The organism is Pseudomonas berkeleyensis (genome assembly GCF_014109765.1).
Classification (GTDB): domain Bacteria; phylum Pseudomonadota; class Gammaproteobacteria; order Pseudomonadales; family Pseudomonadaceae; genus Aquipseudomonas; species Aquipseudomonas berkeleyensis.
Genome location: NZ_CP059139.1, coordinates 233,844 through 249,582 on the forward strand (window position 1 = coordinate 233,844; position 15,739 = coordinate 249,582).

Annotated in this window: 17 protein-coding genes; 16 read left to right on the forward strand and 1 reads right to left on the reverse strand. The window is 65.6% G+C overall.

The features are described from left to right. The 14 genes from flgK (at position 1) to madM (ending at position 12,963) form a co-directional block, all read left to right on the forward strand. Positions 1 to 1,368 carry a flagellar hook-associated protein FlgK gene (gene flgK / locus HS968_RS01095; RefSeq protein ID WP_182369771.1) on the forward strand — a complete coding sequence of 456 codons (1,368 nt, stop codon included), beginning with the start codon at positions 1 to 3 and terminating at the stop codon, positions 1,366 to 1,368. A 26-nt stretch (positions 1,369 to 1,394) separates the two neighbouring features. After that, complete coding sequence (gene flgL, locus HS968_RS01100) at positions 1,395 to 2,309, forward strand: flagellar hook-associated protein FlgL (RefSeq protein ID WP_182371558.1); 915 nt, start codon at positions 1,395 to 1,397, stop codon at positions 2,307 to 2,309. A gap of 15 nt (positions 2,310 to 2,324) precedes the next feature. Further along, positions 2,325 to 3,353: a hypothetical protein gene (locus HS968_RS01105; RefSeq protein ID WP_182371559.1), complete on the forward strand. Its 1,029-nt coding sequence runs from the start codon at positions 2,325 to 2,327 to the stop codon at positions 3,351 to 3,353. Between the two features lie 298 nt (positions 3,354 to 3,651). Beyond that, the gene (locus HS968_RS01110; RefSeq protein WP_182369773.1) at positions 3,652 to 4,434 is read left to right on the forward strand and encodes a type IV pili methyl-accepting chemotaxis transducer N-terminal domain-containing protein; all 783 of its coding nucleotides are present in this window, start codon (positions 3,652 to 3,654) and stop codon (positions 4,432 to 4,434) included. 78 nt (positions 4,435 to 4,512) lie between these two features. After that, positions 4,513 to 5,484 carry a sensor domain-containing diguanylate cyclase gene (locus HS968_RS01115; protein WP_182369775.1) on the forward strand — a complete coding sequence of 324 codons (972 nt, stop codon included), beginning with the start codon at positions 4,513 to 4,515 and terminating at the stop codon, positions 5,482 to 5,484. Between the two features lie 105 nt (positions 5,485 to 5,589). After that, positions 5,590 to 7,251 carry a malonate decarboxylase subunit alpha gene (gene mdcA / locus HS968_RS01120; RefSeq protein ID WP_182369777.1) on the forward strand — a complete coding sequence of 554 codons (1,662 nt, stop codon included), beginning with the start codon at positions 5,590 to 5,592 and terminating at the stop codon, positions 7,249 to 7,251. Next, on the forward strand, positions 7,251 to 8,129 hold the full coding sequence (locus tag HS968_RS01125) for a triphosphoribosyl-dephospho-CoA synthase (protein ID WP_182369779.1): 879 nt from the start codon (positions 7,251 to 7,253) through the stop codon (positions 8,127 to 8,129). Before mdcA ends, HS968_RS01125 begins: the two co-directional genes overlap by 1 nt. Position 8,130: 1 nt before the next feature. Beyond that, complete coding sequence (locus tag HS968_RS01130) at positions 8,131 to 8,430, forward strand: malonate decarboxylase subunit delta (RefSeq protein WP_119692419.1); 300 nt, start codon at positions 8,131 to 8,133, stop codon at positions 8,428 to 8,430. Beyond that, positions 8,423 to 9,274 (forward strand): biotin-independent malonate decarboxylase subunit beta, encoded by an 852-nt coding sequence (locus HS968_RS01135; RefSeq protein ID WP_182369781.1) that lies wholly within the window; start codon positions 8,423 to 8,425, stop codon positions 9,272 to 9,274. The genes HS968_RS01130 and HS968_RS01135 overlap by 8 nt, the downstream gene beginning before the upstream one ends. Before the next feature lie 2 nt (positions 9,275 to 9,276). Next, on the forward strand, positions 9,277 to 10,083 hold the full coding sequence (mdcE, locus tag HS968_RS01140; RefSeq protein WP_182369783.1) for a biotin-independent malonate decarboxylase subunit gamma: 807 nt from the start codon (positions 9,277 to 9,279) through the stop codon (positions 10,081 to 10,083). A gap of 87 nt (positions 10,084 to 10,170) precedes the next feature. After that, positions 10,171 to 10,806 (forward strand): malonate decarboxylase holo-ACP synthase, encoded by a 636-nt coding sequence (locus HS968_RS01145; protein ID WP_182369785.1) that lies wholly within the window; start codon positions 10,171 to 10,173, stop codon positions 10,804 to 10,806. Then, on the forward strand, positions 10,803 to 11,729 hold the full coding sequence (gene mdcH, locus HS968_RS01150) for a malonate decarboxylase subunit epsilon (protein ID WP_182369787.1): 927 nt from the start codon (positions 10,803 to 10,805) through the stop codon (positions 11,727 to 11,729). The genes HS968_RS01145 and mdcH overlap by 4 nt, the downstream gene beginning before the upstream one ends. A gap of 62 nt (positions 11,730 to 11,791) precedes the next feature. Next, positions 11,792 to 12,193: a malonate transporter subunit MadL gene (madL, locus tag HS968_RS01155; protein WP_179623408.1), complete on the forward strand. Its 402-nt coding sequence runs from the start codon at positions 11,792 to 11,794 to the stop codon at positions 12,191 to 12,193. A gap of 5 nt (positions 12,194 to 12,198) precedes the next feature. Beyond that, positions 12,199 to 12,963 carry a malonate transporter subunit MadM gene (gene madM / locus HS968_RS01160; RefSeq protein ID WP_179623409.1) on the forward strand — a complete coding sequence of 255 codons (765 nt, stop codon included), beginning with the start codon at positions 12,199 to 12,201 and terminating at the stop codon, positions 12,961 to 12,963. A gap of 169 nt (positions 12,964 to 13,132) precedes the next feature. Here the strand turns inward: madM and HS968_RS01165 are convergent, their stop codons facing one another. Then, entirely contained in the window at positions 13,133 to 14,044 is a 912-nt protein-coding gene (locus HS968_RS01165; protein ID WP_182369789.1) for a LysR family transcriptional regulator, read from the reverse strand. A gap of 229 nt (positions 14,045 to 14,273) precedes the next feature. Between HS968_RS01165 and HS968_RS01170 the strand changes: the two genes are divergently transcribed. Together HS968_RS01170 and HS968_RS01175 are read left to right on the forward strand one after the other, a co-directional pair. Next, positions 14,274 to 14,726: a PaaI family thioesterase gene (locus HS968_RS01170; RefSeq protein ID WP_119692411.1), complete on the forward strand. Its 453-nt coding sequence runs from the start codon at positions 14,274 to 14,276 to the stop codon at positions 14,724 to 14,726. Continuing rightward, a complete protein-coding gene (locus HS968_RS01175) occupies positions 14,723 to 15,739 on the forward strand; it encodes a zinc-dependent alcohol dehydrogenase (RefSeq protein ID WP_182369791.1) in 1,017 nt (338 codons plus the stop codon). Before HS968_RS01170 ends, HS968_RS01175 begins: the two co-directional genes overlap by 4 nt.

The following is a 15,739-nucleotide window of genomic DNA, read 5'->3' on the forward strand; positions in this document are numbered from 1 at the left end:
GTGAGCATCCTCAACCAGATCGCCTACAGCGGTGTGCGTGCCAGCCAGGTGGGCCTGGCCACCACCGGGCAGAACATCGCCAACGTCAAAACACCGGGCTTCAGCCGCCTGCAGACCATCACCGGGTCGCTGGCCGGGCAGGGCGGCCTGAGCGTCGGCGGCGGCGTCGAGGTAATCAGCATCCGCCGCATGACCAACGAATTCCACAACCAGCAGCTGTGGCGCGCGACCACCGAGCAGAACTTCTACGGTGCTTCGCAGCAGTACCTGACCGCGCTGGAAGCGCTGATGTCGGGTACCGGTTCGAGCATCAGCGCCGGCCTCGACCAGTTCTTCGCCGCGCTCAGCGAAGCCAGCGCCACGCCCGGCTCCATCGCCCTGCGTCAGCAGATCATCAGTGAGGCCGGTAACCTGGCGCAGCGCTTCAACGGCCTGAGCAGCAACATCGATGCGCAGGTCAAGGCGCTGCAGGAGCAGCGCACGGCCATGGCCACCGAGATCAATGGCCTGACCGAGAACATCGCGCTGCTGAACAAGAAGATCGTCGAGACCGAGTCGGTCAAGGGTGACAGCACCGCGCTGCGCGATCACCGTGAAAGCCTGATCGGCCAGCTCAGCCAGTTCGCCAAGCTGCGCATCAACGAAGTACCGGATGGCTCGGTCAGTGTCGCCCTGTCCAACGGCCAGCCGCTGGTGGCTGGTCCCACAGCGGGTCAACTCAAGGTGGCGATGACCGCGACCGGTGAACAGGAGGTCAGCCTGGCCTTTGCCGGTACCAGTTTCCCGCTGCGTCAGGATGGTTTTGGCGGCGCCTTCGGCGGCCTCTATGACGTCGAGTACAACAGCCTGCGGCCGAACCAGGAGGCCCTGCACGACATGGCCAGCCAGCTGGCGCAGATGGTCAACGATGTGCTCGCCACCGGCTTCGACTTAGCTGGCAACCCCGGTCAACCGCTGTTCGTCTACGACCCCACCAGTACCACCGCACTGCTGCGCGTGCAGCCGTTGAGCGCCGAGCAACTGGCGTTTTCCTCGGCAGCGGGCGAGACCGGCAACAACGAAGTGCTGCTCGATCTGCTCGACCTGAAGAACCAGCCCATTACCCTGGGTGGCAGCCAGGTCACCCTCAACGACGCTTATGCCGGCCTGCTCGGCCAGGTCGCCAGCGACAGCCGGCAGAACCAGGCCGACCTCAAGTCCGCCACTGCCGTGACTCAGCAGGCCCAATCGCAGCGCGATAGCGTCAGCGCCGTCAGCCTGGATGAAGAGGCAGTCAACCTGATGACCTATCAGCAGGCTTACCAGGCCAACATGAAAGTGATCAGCACCGCCAACCAGTTGTTCGACGACATGCTTTCCGCGTTCTGACGCGGTTTCAGAGAGATTCAGCCATGATGCGCATCACCAACTCGCAGATCACCTCGATGATGCACAACTCGATGAGCGCCAGTTCCGCCGAGTTGGGCAAGCTGATGCAGCAGATGGCCACCGGCAAGCGCATCCTGCTGCCGTCGGACGATCCCATCGCCAGCGTACGGGTGCTGCGCGTGCAACGTGAGGAAGCGAGCCTGGAGCAGTTCCGCAAGAACATCGCCAACGTCTCCGGCAGCCTGTCGACCCAGGAGGCCAACCTCAAGTCCAGCTCCGACGCCATGCTCAACGTGCGCGATCTGCTGCTGTGGGCGGCCAACGGCTCCAACACCAGCGAAGACCTGTCCGCCATGGCCGGCGAGCTGTCGATCATCGAAGACACCATCTTCAGCTTCGCCAACGTGCGCGACGAAGAGGGCCGCTACCTGTTCTCCGGCACCCTCAGCGACACCCCGGCGCTGAGCTTCGATGCCGCGACCCAGACCTACAGCCTCACCGGCAACGACAAGCACCGTCAGGCCGCCGTGGCCAACGGCGTGCTGGTCGACGAGAACGTTACCGCCGCCAGCGTCTACGGTGCCGGCGTGGGCATGCTCAACCAGCTGCGTGACCTGATCAACACCCTGCAGGACCCGGCGCTGGACGTCACCGATCCGGCCGTGCGCCAGCAGATCACCACAACCCTCGATGCCCTCGACGAGACCCACGGTCGCGTGCTCGGCTCGATTACCGAGCTCGGTGGGCGGCAGAACGCCCTGACCCTGCTGAACGACAGCAACGAGGACGTTTCGCTGGTCAACCAGAAGATCGAAGGCGAGCTGTCGCGCCTCGACTACGCTGGCGCCACCATCGACCTGAACGACTACCAGCTGGCGCTGGGCGCGACGCAGAAGACCTATCTGAAGATCAACCAGATGTCGTTGTTCAGCCTGCTGTAAGGAGTGGCGTTGGTGATCAAGGTCGATAAACAGCTACCGGTCGTTACGGTTCTCGACCCCCAGGCGCGCCGCCCCGTGCAGGGCGAGCAGGCGCCGCAGCGTGTGCGCAAGTCGGTGCCGAGCAATGAGCAGGCGCAGGTTCAGGCGTGCGGCAAGAGCGCCACCTTCAACCTGCAGCTCAACCAGCAGCTGACCTCGATGCAGGCCGCCGACAGCTACCTGGGCGAATTGGCCGGGCGTCTGGGGCAGCTCAAGCTCAGCCTCGGCCGCGAGCTGAGCAATGCCCAGGCCGGCGAGCGTGACGGTCTCAAGCGTGAGCTGGAACAGGTGCGCAAGCTGCTCGCCGAGCGCGGCCAGCGTTCCGGCGAGGCGCTGGACGCCAGCTTCAAGCTGCGCCTCAACGAGCCGGTGCGCAGCCGCTTCAGCCTGCAGGGCCTGGACTCCATCGCCGCGGTACAGCAGGCCGGCAAGGAAACCCTGCTGTTCAGCGCCGGACGCAAGCTGGCCGAACCGCTGGCCGTAGTGCTCGACGAGGGCATGAGCGAGCAGCAGATTCTCCGCCGCTTTAATGCCGGCCTCGGCCCGGCAGGTATTCGTGCCGAGGTCGATAACGGTGGTGCGCTCAAGTTCAGCGCCCGTGAAAGCGAATGGCAGCAACTCAAGGGCGAGCTGCGCGTGCAGGGCGAGGGCAAGCTGGCGCAGAAGAATGCGGCACCATTGGCCAGCCAGGAGGAGCAACTGCTGCGCCTGCCCGAGGCGGCACGCCTGGACGGAGCCCGTGAACTGCGCCGGGCACTGGACGAGGTGGTGGCCGCGCTGGACAAGATCGGTGCGCTGCGCGAGCAGCTCAGCCACCGCCAGGAAGAAATCCGCGAGTTTCTTGCCCGCCATGCCGAGCAGAACGAGCGCGAGTGGGCGCGCGACTTCGCCGGCGAGGTATTCAACCTGATGCAGCGCAGCCCCAGCAGCTATGCAGCGGTGACCCAGACCGTGGTGGCGCAAGCCAATATCAGCCGTTCCAGCGTGGTCAGCCTGTTGTCCTGATCGCTGAGATTTCGACTCCTCAGCCGTCAGTCGCCCTCCCCCTTGTTTCATGGCGACTGGCGGCTTTTTTATTCGGTTCGGGCCGCGCTGGCGACCAGTCGTCCGCTTCATGACTGGTCGCACAGAATGATGGCGTTTTAGCAGCTATCATCGCGCCCTTTTCCGCAGCATCCGGGCCTCACGCCCTTCGAATCTGCCCCCCGCATTCCAATAAAAACCCCGTATTCAAGGGTTCAACCCGTTACCGGTAGCGCGCGCTCCGGTGCATTGCCTTGTTCTCGAATTTTGGAGTACCGACGTGTTGAAGAAGTACCTGACTCTCCTCCTGCTTGCCTGCACCATGCTGGTCAGCGTGCCCAGCCTGGCGCAGCTGTCCGATTCCGAAGCCATGAACATGGCCGGTCTGCAGCGTTCGCTGACCCAGCGCATGGCCAAGAACTACCTGATGCTCGGTGCTGACGTGCGTGTGGACACCGCCCAGCGTCAGCTGCAGGAAACCATCGAGCGTTTCGATGCCAGCCACAAGGCGCTGACCGCCTACGCACCCAATGCCGAGATCAAGGCGGCGCTGGGCAAGATCGACGGCACATGGGCGACCTACCGCCAGCAATTGGAAGCCAAGCCGGAGCAGGCCAAGGCCGCGGAAATGCTCGCCACCAGCGAGCAACTGCTGCAGCAGACGCAGAACGTGACCGACCTGATGGCCAACCACCTGGGGGCCATGGGCGCGTCCGTCAACCGCACCGGTTGGGCGCGTGTGCAGACCCAGCGCATCGCCATGCTCTACATGGCCAAGACCTGGCGCGTGCAGGCACCTGACCTGGACGCCAAGCTGGACAAGTCGGTGAGCGATTTCGAGACCATCCTCAAGGAACTGGAGTCGGCCGGCACGCCGAACGAAGAGATCGCCAACGCCCAACGCCGCGCCCGCGCCCACTGGGGCTTCACCCTCAAGGGTATCGACCTGCACGCCTCGCAGGACTTCGTGCCGACCGTGATCACCGTCAGCACCGACTCGCTGTTCCGCCAGCTCAACGAGCTGACCCGCCTGTACGCCGGTCTGAAAGCCAGCGAGTCCTGATAGCCATTCGCCAGGTCGCCACCTTGATCGCCCGCTTTTGCGCTATAACCAAGCGCAAGTCGGGCAGAGGTGGCGGGCATGAGCGAAGTAACTGATCAGGCGGTGTACAAGACCCTGCTGGAGTCCACCCGGGCGATTCCCTGGAAGATCGACTGGAAGACCATGACCTTCGCCTACATCGGCCCGCAGATCGAAAGCCTGCTGGGCTGGTCGCAGGCGAGCTGGGTCAGCGCCGAGGACTGGGCGATGCGTATGCACCCGGACGACCGCGAGAAGGTGGTGGAATTCTGCATCTCGCAGTCGCAGAACGGCGTCGATCACGAAGCCGACTACCGCGCACTGACCGCTGCCGGCGATTACGTGTGGATTCGCGATGTGGTGCATGTGATACGCGATGACTACGGCGAGGTGGATTCGCTGATCGGTTTCATGTTCGACATCAGCGAGCGCAAGAAGACCGAGGAACAGTTGCTGACCCTGCAGAAGCAGCTGGAGGAATACTCCTACAAGGACGGCCTGACCGGCGTCGCCAACCGGCGCATGTTCGACACGGTGCTGGCCAGCGAATGGGCCAATGCCCAGCGCACCCAGCAGCCGCTGTCGCTGATCCTGCTGGATATCGACCACTTCAAGCAGTTCAACGACCACTACGGCCATATCCAGGGTGATGACTGCCTGAAGAGTGTCGGCCAGGCGCTGAGCCGCGCGGCCAGCCGGCCACGGGATTTCGTCGGCCGCTTCGGGGGCGAGGAATTCGTGCTGGTGCTGCCGGAGACCGACGAAGCCGCCGCCCTGCATATTGCCGAGCGCTGCCGTCAGCAGGTGCGCCAGCAGCGCATTCCTCACGAGCGCTCCGCCGTGTCGTCGCTGCTCACCATCAGCCTGGGCGTGGGCACCATCGTGCCGGGTGCCCACGACCGCCCGTTGGACTTCCTCAACAGCGTCGACAAGCTGCTCTACCAGGCCAAGCAACGCGGCCGTGATCGGCTGGAGGTGGCCAGGACGCCCGCTCGTTCGACGCAGGATGATGCCGCTGACGCCCGCGCTTGAGCAATCGTTAACCTGAGCGTAACGATAGCGCGAGCTGCTTGATTGATGACCCGAGGGTCACGCTTCTAATGTGCCTCCACGACAGCGGAACTCGTGGAGTCTTCAATGACAACAACAATATCCCCACCGCCGCAGTGGTCGCGTCGTCGCGCTGAAAAAGCCCGGCGACTCGACCAGGTGCGCACCCTCGCCGATGGCGTGGTACTGCCCAGCGACAAGATCGTCGACGCGCTCGAAGCGCTGATCGCCCCCGGTGATCGTGTGGTGCTCGAGGGCAACAACCAGAAGCAGGCGGACTTCCTCTCCCGCTCGCTGGCCCAGGCCGATCCAAGCCGCCTGCATGACCTGCACATGATCATGCCCAGCGTCAGCCGTGCCGAGCACCTCGACCTGTTCGAGCGTGGCATCGCGCGCAAGCTCGACTTTTCCTTCGCCGGGCCGCAGAGCCTGCGCATCGGCCAGTTGCTCGAAGACGGGCAGATGGAAGTCGGCGCCATTCACACCTACATCGAGCTGTACTCGCGCCTGCTGGTGGATCTGATCCCCAATGTCGCACTGGTCGCCGGCTTCCAGGCCGACCGCCACGGCAACATCTATACCGGCCCGAGCACCGAGGACACCCCGGCGCTGGTCGAGCCCACGGCGTTCAGCGACGGCATCGTGATCTTCCAGGTCAACGAGATCGTCGACGAGCTGCCGCGCGTGGACATCCCCGCGTCCTGGGTCGACTTCGTGGTGGTGGCGGACAAGCCCTTCTACATCGAGCCGCTGTTCACCCGCGACCCGCGCCACATCAAGCCGGTGCACGTGCTGATGGCGATGATGGCGATCCGCGGCATCTACGAGAAACACAACGTGCAGTCGCTTAACCATGGCATCGGCTTCAACACCGCCGCCATCGAGCTGATCCTGCCGACCTACGGTGAATCGCTGGGCCTGAAGGGTAAGATCTGCCGCAACTGGACGCTCAACCCGCACCCGACGCTGATCCCGGCCATCGAGACCGGCTGGGTCGAGAGCGTGCACTGCTTCGGCACCGAACTCGGCATGGAGAACTACATCGCCCAGCGCCCGGACGTGTTCTTCACCGGCCGCGACGGCTCGATGCGCTCCAACCGCATGATGTGCCAGCTGGCCGGACAGTACGCGGTCGACCTGTTTATCGGCGCCACGCTGCAAGTGGACGGCGATGGCCATTCTTCCACCGTCACCCGTGGCCGCCTGGCCGGTTTCGGCGGCGCGCCGAACATGGGCCATGACCCGCGCGGCCGGCGTCATTCGACGCCCGCTTGGCTGGACATGCGCCCTGGCGACAGCGAAGCGCCGCTGCTCGAACGTGGCAAGAAACTGGTGGTGCAGATGGTCGAGACCTTCCAGGAAGGCGGCAAACCCACCTTCGTCGAGCAGCTCGATGCGGTAGATGTGGCGAAGAAGGTCGGCATGCCGCTGGCACCGATCATGATCTACGGCGACGACGTCACCCACCTGCTCACCGAGGAAGGCATTGCCTACCTGTACAAGGCGCGCACGGTGGAAGAGCGTCAGGCGATGATCGCCGCGGTCGCCGGCGTCACCGCCATCGGCCTGCGTCATGACCCGAAAGAAACCGCGCGCATGCGCCGCGAAGGGCTGATCGCCCTGCCCGAAGACCTCGGTATCCGTCGCACCGACGCCAGTCGCGAACTGCTCGCGGCCAAGAGCATCGCCGAGCTGGTCGAGTGGTCGGGCGGCCTGTACAACCCGCCCGCTAAATTCAGGAGCTGGTGATGAATGCACTGACTGCAATTCAGCCCCAGCTTTCATTAGGGGATTGGCTGGCCGACCTCGCCGTTGACGCCCTGATCGACGAGGCCGACCTGTCGCCCAAGCCGGGGCTTGTCGACCGTCGCGGCAGCGGCGCGCACACCGACCTGCACCTGGGTCTGATGCACGCCTCGGCGCTGGCGCTGTGGCCCAGCTTCAAGGCCATGGCCGAGGCCGCGCAGCAACGCGGCGCGATCGACCTGCATCTGCGTGAAGCGGTCGGCCATATTGGCCGCGAAGGTGAGGTGGAGATGTTGCGCGTCACCGGTGGTGTCAACACTCACCGTGGTGCGATCTGGGCGCTGGGTCTGCTTAGCGCCGCTGCCGCGCTGGATGCCAGCGAGTTGGCTCCGGCACAGGTCGCCCTGCGCGCCGCACGCCTGGCCTTGCTCAACGACCGCGCTGCTCCCATGACTGGCGACAGCCATGGCGCGCAGGTTTGCCGTCTGTACGGTGTGCATGGCGCTCGCGAGGAGGCGCAGCTTGGCTTCCCTGCGGTGATCCAGCAGGCGCTGCCGCAACTGGCGCGCAGCCGCGCCGCCGGGGCAGGGGAGCAGAACGCTCGCCTCGATGCGCTGCTGGCGATCATGACCCAGCTGGCCGACACCTGCGTGCTCTATCGCGCCGGTATGGCCGGGCTGGTCAGCATGCAGAGCGGTGCCCGCGCGGTGCTCGCTGCCGGCGGCTGCGCCAGCCTCGACGGCCGTCGCCATTTGCGCGACCTCGAACGCGACATGCTGCGCCTACGCGCCTCGCCTGGCGGCGCTGCCGATCTGCTCGCCGCCACCCTGTTCCTCGACCGCCTGCAGCATGGCCTGCCGGCGCAGCTTGGGAGTCTGTGAAATGGAAACCCTGTCTTTTCAATTCCCCGCCGGGCAACCGGCCCAGGGCCGCGCGCTGGTGGGCTGCGTCGGCTCCGGCGACCTGGAAGTGCTGTTCGAACCCGGCCAGGCCGGCACCCTGGCGATCCAGGTGGTCACCTCGGTGAACGGCAGCGCGCCGCGTTGGCAACAACTCTTCGAGCGCATGTTCCGCGAACAGCAACTGCCCGCGTTGAACATCGCCATTCATGATTTCGGTGCCACGCCGGGTGTGGTGCGCCTGCGCCTGGAACAGGGCCTGGAGGAACTGAACCATGGCTGATCAGAACATTGCGCGCCTGCTGGCGCAGCGCAGCTTCACCGAACTCGGCGCCCGCGAGCGGGCCCGCGCACTGCTCGATGCCGGCAGCTTCCGCGAGCTGCTCGATCCGTTCGCCCGGCTGATGTCGCCCTGGCTGCCCAAGCAGGGCATCGTGCCCCAGGCCGATGACGGCGTGGTGGTCGCCAAGGGGCTGATCGATGGTCAGCCTGCGGTGGTGATCGCCATCGAAGGTGCCTTCCAGGGCGGCAGCCTGGGTGAAGTGGGCGGGGCGAAAATCGCCGGCGCCCTGGAGCTGGCCGCCGAAGACAACCGCAATGGCACGCCGACCCGTGCCGTGTTGCTGCTGGAAACCGGTGGCGTACGCCTGCAGGAAGCCAACCTGGGCCTGGCGGTCATCGCCGAGATCCAGGCTGCCATCGTCGATCTACGCCAGTACCAGCCGGTGATCGGCCTGGTCGCCGGCCCGGTCGGCTGCTTCGGCGGCATGTCCATCGCTGCCGGGCTGTGCAGCTACCTGCTGGTGACCCGTGAGGCACGCCTGGGGCTCAACGGACCGCAGGTGATCGAACAGGAAGCCGGGCTGGACGAATACGACTCGCGCGACCGCCCCTTCATCTGGAGCCTGACCGGCGGCGAGCAACGCCATGTCAGCGGTCTGGTCGACGGCTATGTCAGCGACGACGTGGAGGCGATCCGCGGCGAGCTGCATGGCCTGTTCGCCAAAGGTAAACCCGCGTTGGAACGCAGCCGTCGCCACGCCTGGTTCCTGCAGCGCTTGCGCGCTGTCGACACCGCCGTCCAGGCCGATGCCGCTGCCGTGCGCAGCGCCTACCAGGGAGCATGAACATGACAACTGCACAGGAACAACGCGGCCTGCACTGGTTCCAGGCGCTGGCCGGCGATGCTCAGTCGCTGCAAGGTTTGCCTGCCTCGCTGCGGGTGGCCGATGGCGAACTGGCGGGCCAGGCGGTGCGTTATCTCGCCGTGATCGCCGACGCCAACAATCCTTTTCCCCGCGCTCGCAACGGCGAGGTTGGTCTGCTCGAAGGCTGGGGTTTGGCACAGGCGGTCGACGAGGCCATCGAGGCGGATCGCGACAACCCGCACAAGCGTGCACTGATCGCCATCGTCGATGTGCCGAGCCAGGCCTATGGTCGCCGCGAGGAAGCCTACGGCATTCATCAGGCGCTGGCCGGCGCGGTGGACGCTTACGCCCGTGCTCGTCTGGCCGGGCATGCAGTGATCGGCCTGCTGGTGGGCAAGGCCATGTCCGGCGCCTTCCTCGCCCACGGCTATCAGGCCAACCGCTTGATCGCCCTGCGCGATGCCGGGGTGATGGTGCATGCCATGGGCAAGGCCGCCGCCGCGCGCATCACCCTGCGCAGCGTCGACGAGCTGGAGGTGCTGGCTGCCAGCGTGCCGCCGATGGCCTACGACCTGGATAACTACGCCTCGCTCGGCCTGCTGTCGGAGGTGCTCGACGTGGAGCAGGTGACGCAGCCATCGGCTGCCGACCTGGCCCGCGTGCAGGACGCCCTGAGTCGTGCCCTGAGCGATATCGCCGCCAGCCCGCGTGACCTGCGCAACCGCCTGGGCGCCGCCAATCGTGCGGCCTCCTCGCAGGTGCGCGAGGCCTTGCGCGCGCAGTGGTGAACAGGTCGCGCACGGCCACCGTAGGGTGCGCCGTGCGCACCATTAATCGAAACGGTGCGCATGGCGCACCCTACAGAGAACGCATCAATGCACCCCACACCCCGTCCACATGATCTGCTCTGGGGCCTCTGCCCCGAGCAGCTGCCACAGGAGGCGCCGGCCTGGGCTCGTGCCGCCCTGGGCGGGCATGTGCCGGTGGTGGTGCGCCGTGCGGCGGCCGAGCCCGGCTGGGTCGCGGTGGGTATTCGTGGCACCGCCCGTGAACAGCGGCATGCCACCTGGATGCGTGTGAGCGAGATCCGTCGTCTGGTCAGCCCGCAGGCGGTGGCGCGGGCCGGGCGCTGGCGCCGTCATGCCCAGCCGCAGTGGCTGGCGTTGCGTGCGTTGAGCCAGCTGGGGCCGCATCTCGATACCCTCGGTATGGCCTGGGGCGTAACTGGTAGCCTGGGCTTCGAACTGGCCAGCGGCATCAGCGCCGCACACCCGGACAGCGATCTCGACCTGTCACTGCGAACCCCTCATCAGTTGCCACGCGACTGGGCGCGCGCGCTGTGTGCCGTGCTGGACGAGGCGCCCGGCCGTATCGACTTGCAGCTGGAAACCCCTTACGGCGCCGTGGCACTGCGTGAGTGGGCCAGCGAGGCGCCGCGCGTGTTGCTGAAAACCCAGAGCGGCCCGCTGCTGATACGCGATCCGTGGCAGTTACAGCAGGTGGCGGCGTGAGCACGCTCTGGGCCTTCCCCGGCCAGGGCGCGCAGCAGCCCGGTATGCTCCAGGCATTGCCCGCCGTGCCGCTGGTACTGGCCTGCCTGGAACAAGCCAGTGCTGAGTTGGACGAGGACGTGCGCCTGCTGGATTCGGCCGAGGCATTGCAAGGCACGCGCGCCGTGCAGCTCTGTCTGTTGATTGCCGGCGTCGCCACTGCGCGCCTGCTCGGCGAGCGCGGGCATCGCCCGGACTATGTCGCCGGCTTGTCCATCGGTGCTTATGCCGCGGCTGTTGTGGCCGGCGCGCTGGAGTTTGCCGATGCCGTGCGCCTGGTCGCCCTGCGCGGCGAACTGATGCAGCGCGCCTACCCCAGCGGCTATGGCATGACCGCCATCCTCGGTCTCGACCAGGCCAGCGTCGAACGGCTGCTGGGCGAGGCCGACGGCCCGGTGTACCTGGGCAATATCAACTCCGAGACTCAGTTGGTGATCTCCGGCAGCGACGCGGCCATGGCCGCCGTGGTCGAGCGCGCTCGCGCCCTCGGTGCCGGCATGGCCAAACGCCTGGCCATGAGCGTGCCGTCACACTGTGCGCTACTCGACGGCCCGGCGCGCGAGTTGGCGGCGGCCTTTGCCGACATCGAATTACTTACACCGCAGGTGCGCTACCTGAGCAGCAGCTCGGCGCGCCTGATTCGTGATCCCGAAACCCTTTGCGACGACCTGGCTTACAACATGAGTCGCGTCGTCGACTGGCAGGCCACGCTCGTCACCGCCTATGAACGCGGCGTGCGCCTGCACCTGGAACTGCCTCCAGGCGGCGTGCTGACTGGCCTGGCCCGGCGCGTCTTCGAACCTGGCCAAGCCATCGCCTTCAGCGGTGCCCGTCTGGATACACTCGACGCCATGTTGCGTCAGGAGGTAAGCCGCGACCGCTGAGCCGTAGCGTTTACCGAAGCACAAGAACAACAACTTCGATACGTACAACGAGGACAACAATAATGATCATCTACGGTGTCGCCTTTCTGGCGATCTGCACCCTGGCCGGCATCTTCATCGGAGAGCTGCTGGGTAAACTCATCGGCGTGCCCGCCAACGTCGGCGGTGTCGGCATCGCCATGATCCTGCTGATCTTCCTGGGCAGTTACCTGAGCAAGCGCGGCCTGTTCACTGGCAAGTCGGAACAGGGCGTGGAGTTCTGGAGCGCCATCTACATCCCCATCGTGGTCGCCATGGCCGCCCAGCAGAACGTCTACGGCGCCCTCAGCGGCGGCCCCATGGCGATTCTCGCCGGCACTGCCGCGGTCGTTATCGGTTTCGCTCTGGTGCCTGCACTGAGCCGGATCGGACAAAAGAAGTCCGACAGCGAAATCGCCCCTTCCCTGACTAAAGCGCCACGGTGACTGCCATGTACGAATCCATCATGAAGGTCATTTCTGGCTACGGGATGCTCAGCGGTTTCGCCATCATCGGTGTCACCATGTGGCTGTCGTACTGGATCTCCGACAAGTTCACCAAGGGCCGTTTGCACGGCTCGGCCATCGCCATCCTGCTCGGCCTGGTGCTGTCGTACATCGGCGGGGTCTACACCGGTGGCCAGAAGGGACTGGTCGACATTCCGCTGTTCGCCGGCCTGGGGTTGCTGGGTGGCGCCATGCTGCGTGACTTCGCCATCGTCGCCACGGCCTTCGGTGTCAGTGTCGAGGAACTCAAGCGCGCTGGTTTCGCCGGGGTGCTGGCGCTGTTCGTCGGCGTCGGTACGTCCTTCATCGCCGGCGTGGCGGTAGCCATGGCCTTCGGCTACACCGACGTGGTCAGCCTGACCACCATCGGCGCCGGTGCGGTGACCTACATCGTCGGTCCGGTGACGGGCGCGGCGATCGGTGCCAGCTCCGACGTCATGGCCCTGTCCATTGCGGCCGGTCTGATCAAGGCAATCCTGGTGATGGTCGCAACGCCCTTCGTCGCCCCCTATATCGGCCTGAACAATCCGCGCAGCGCGGTGATCTTCGGTGGCCTGATGGGCACGTCCAGCGGTGTGGCCGGTGGCCTGGCAGCGACCGATCCGAAGCTGGTGCCCTATGGCTGTCTGACCGCCGCTTTCTACACCGCACTCGGCTGCCTGCTCGGCCCGTCACTGCTCTATTTCATCATGCGAGGTTTGTTGGGCTGAGTCCTTTGCCCGCCTTCATGGCGGGCTTTTTTATTCAGGCCCCGCGCCATCCTGCGACGGCTGGCGTATGGGCGATATCGGCGAATGGGCAGGGTGCGCTGTGCGCACCAGAATGACCGCGTATAAGTGGCCTGCCTCGGTGCGCACGGCCTGGGCGGCCCCGCGTGCTCTACGACTGGCGGCTGTACATCCGGCATTCGGCCAGCAGCGCCAGGAGGTTCGGGTCGCGTTCCTTGGCCTTGAGAAAGACCACGCCGATATGCTGTTGCAGGTGGTACTTGGCCTGCAGCGGAATCAGCTTCACTCGGTTCTCGTACACCGCCGCCACGCGCCCCGGCAGCAGGGCATAGCCAACGCCGGAACTGACCATGCTGAGCAGGGTGAAGATGTCCTTCACCTGCATCGCCACCTTCGGCTCGAAACCGGCCTGTTGGAATACTCGCGCGCCATCGCGGAAGGTGGCGTAGCCCTGGGTCAGGGTGATGAAGGTCGAGTCGCGTAGGTCGGCCAGGTCGATCTCGGCATGTTCGGCGAAGGGCGAGTCGTTGGGTGCGGCGAGAAAGATGTCGTCGGAGAATAGCGCCAGTTGCTCGCAGTCCGGGTCGCTGACGCTGTCGTCGAGGGCGATGAGGATGGCGTCCAGCTCCATGTTCTTCAGCTTGTACAGCAGGTCGACGTTGGAGCCGAGCACCAGGTCGATGTTCAGCTCGCTGCGGCGCAGCTTCAGGCCCATGATCAATTGCGGCACGGTCTTCACCGTCAGCGAGTAGAGCGCACCGAGCTTGAAGCGTTCGGCGCCGAAGCCCGCTGCCTCGCGGGTCAGGCGCACCATCTCCTGGGCGTCCTGAATTAGCTTCTGCGCCTTCTCTTCCAGCACGTAGGCGCTTTCCAGTGGAATCAGGTTGCGCCCCTCATGCTTGAACAGCGGGCAGCGCAGTGCGCTTTCCAGCGAGTGGATGGCGCGGTGCACGCTGACGTTGCTGGTCTGCAGCTCGCTGGCCGCGCGCGCCAGGTTGCCACTGCGCATGAAGGCGAGAAAGACCTCCAGCTTTTTCAGGGTCAGTTCTTCATCGATCAGCATCGGCCTGTTGTCCTTTTCCAGCGATGGCTGATTGTGCCGCATCCGCGAGGGGCAGCGGTGAACAGTGGCTGCGACTTTGGTGGCAGGCGGCGATGTCTGGAATGCCCCCTTGTTTGTCATTTCAATAATGTTGATATGAGTGCTGGGCAGGGACTACCGTACGAGCAGTCCTGCACCGATACAGGCCCGCGCCTGCGCCAAGTTCCGTCCCTGTCTGAGGAGTACCGCCATGAACGACTTCGCTTCGCTGCCCGCAACATCCGGCCTGAAGGCCCTGCAAGCGCTGATCCGCGGCGATCTGCCGGCGCCTTCCATCGGCGAGACCATGGGCATCCATGCGCTGCAGGTCGAACCGGGCAGCATCACCCTGGAAGGGCGTCCGGATCAGCGTCATCTCAACCCGGCCGGCGCCGTGCATGGCGGTTTCGCCGCCACCTGCCTGGACGGCGCCGCGGCGCTGGCGCTGTTCTCCACCCTGGAGGCAGACGTGCCGCACTCGACGGTGGATCTCAACGTCAAGTACGTGCGTCCGCTGCGCCCCGGCGAGGTCTATCAGGTGCGCGGCTGGGTGGTCGAGCGCACCCGCAGCCTGGCGATCTGCGACGCGCACATCCTCGACGCGCAGGGCAAGCTGTGCGCCAAGGCCACCACCACCTTCGTCATCGGAGCGGCCAAGGCATGAAGGAGCTTATCGTTCAGAGCCCTGGCCAACTGGCCTGGGTCGAGGCACCCGATCCACAGCTCACCACCCCGGCCAGTGCGTTGGTCAGGCCCATCGCCTCGGCTTCCTGTGACCTGGATCGGCGTCTGATCGCCGGCACCACGCCGTTCAAGCCGCCGTTCGCGCTGGGCCATGAATGTGTGGCCGAGGTGCTGGAGGTGGGGTCGGCCGTGCGTAACCTGCGCCGTGGCGATCTGGTTTCGGTGCCCTGGAAGATCGCCTGCGGCGCCTGTGCCCAGTGTCTGGCCGGGCGCTCCAGTGCGTGTACCGCAGTGCCGCGCATGGCCGCTTACGGTGTGCCGGCGGGAGGTCACTGGGGCGGATTGTTCTCGGAAATGGTGCTGGTGCCGTTCGCCGACGCCATGTTGGTGCCTTTGCCGGCGGGGCTCGACCCTGTGGCCGTGTCCAGCGCCAGCGACAACCTTACCGATGCCTGGGTGGCAGCCAGCCGGCCGCTGGCCACACGCCAGGATGCCCGGGTATTGGTGGTCGGCGGCACGGAAAGCCTCGGCGTGCTGGCGGTGCAGATGGCACGGGCGGCCGGTGCGGGCAGCGTGGACTACCTCGACGAGCATCCGCTGCGCCAGCAGCTTGCCGCACGCAGTGGCGCCGGTGTCGACCTGGCGGGGCGTGATCTCGACCGCAGCTATGACCTGGTGATCTCTGCCACTCGCGATCATCAGGTGCTGCGCCGTGGGCTGCTGGCGCTGGCGCCCGGCGGGCATTGCTCGTGCATCGGCATCATCTTCGATGACCCGAAGATTCCGCTATTCGACATGTATCTGCGCGACGTCACCTTCTCGGTCGGTGCCTGCAGCGTGCAGCAACATATCCCCAGGGTGCTGGATCTGGTGCACAGCGGCGGCTGCGATCCGCTGCTGGTCAATCCGCAGGTGGTGGGCTGCGAGGATGCGCCGCAGGCGCTGATTCAGCCGCTGACCAAATGCATCGTGGTGCGCGAGCGGATTACCTGA

Excerpts from the sequence above, each read along its gene's own strand:
- HS968_RS01175 (WP_182369791.1), top strand. The coding sequence starts at position 14,723 with ATGAAGGAGCTTATCGTTCAGAGCCCTGGCCAACTGGCCTGGGTCGAG.
- HS968_RS01165 (WP_182369789.1), bottom strand. The coding sequence starts at position 14,044 with ATGCTGATCGATGAAGAACTGACCCTGAAAAAGCTGGAGGTCTTTCTC.
- HS968_RS01125 (WP_182369779.1), top strand. The coding sequence starts at position 7,251 with ATGAATGCACTGACTGCAATTCAGCCCCAGCTTTCATTAGGGGATTGG.
- madM (WP_179623409.1), top strand. The coding sequence starts at position 12,199 with ATGTACGAATCCATCATGAAGGTCATTTCTGGCTACGGGATGCTCAGC.
- HS968_RS01170 (WP_119692411.1), top strand. The coding sequence starts at position 14,274 with ATGAACGACTTCGCTTCGCTGCCCGCAACATCCGGCCTGAAGGCCCTG.
- HS968_RS01145 (WP_182369785.1), top strand. The coding sequence starts at position 10,171 with ATGCACCCCACACCCCGTCCACATGATCTGCTCTGGGGCCTCTGCCCC.
- HS968_RS01115 (WP_182369775.1), top strand. The coding sequence starts at position 4,513 with ATGAGCGAAGTAACTGATCAGGCGGTGTACAAGACCCTGCTGGAGTCC.
- mdcA (WP_182369777.1), top strand. The coding sequence starts at position 5,590 with ATGACAACAACAATATCCCCACCGCCGCAGTGGTCGCGTCGTCGCGCT.
- HS968_RS01135 (WP_182369781.1), top strand. The coding sequence starts at position 8,423 with ATGGCTGATCAGAACATTGCGCGCCTGCTGGCGCAGCGCAGCTTCACC.
- madL (WP_179623408.1), top strand. The coding sequence starts at position 11,792 with ATGATCATCTACGGTGTCGCCTTTCTGGCGATCTGCACCCTGGCCGGC.
- mdcE (WP_182369783.1), top strand. The coding sequence starts at position 9,277 with ATGACAACTGCACAGGAACAACGCGGCCTGCACTGGTTCCAGGCGCTG.
- HS968_RS01130 (WP_119692419.1), top strand. The coding sequence starts at position 8,131 with ATGGAAACCCTGTCTTTTCAATTCCCCGCCGGGCAACCGGCCCAGGGC.
- flgL (WP_182371558.1), top strand. The coding sequence starts at position 1,395 with ATGCGCATCACCAACTCGCAGATCACCTCGATGATGCACAACTCGATG.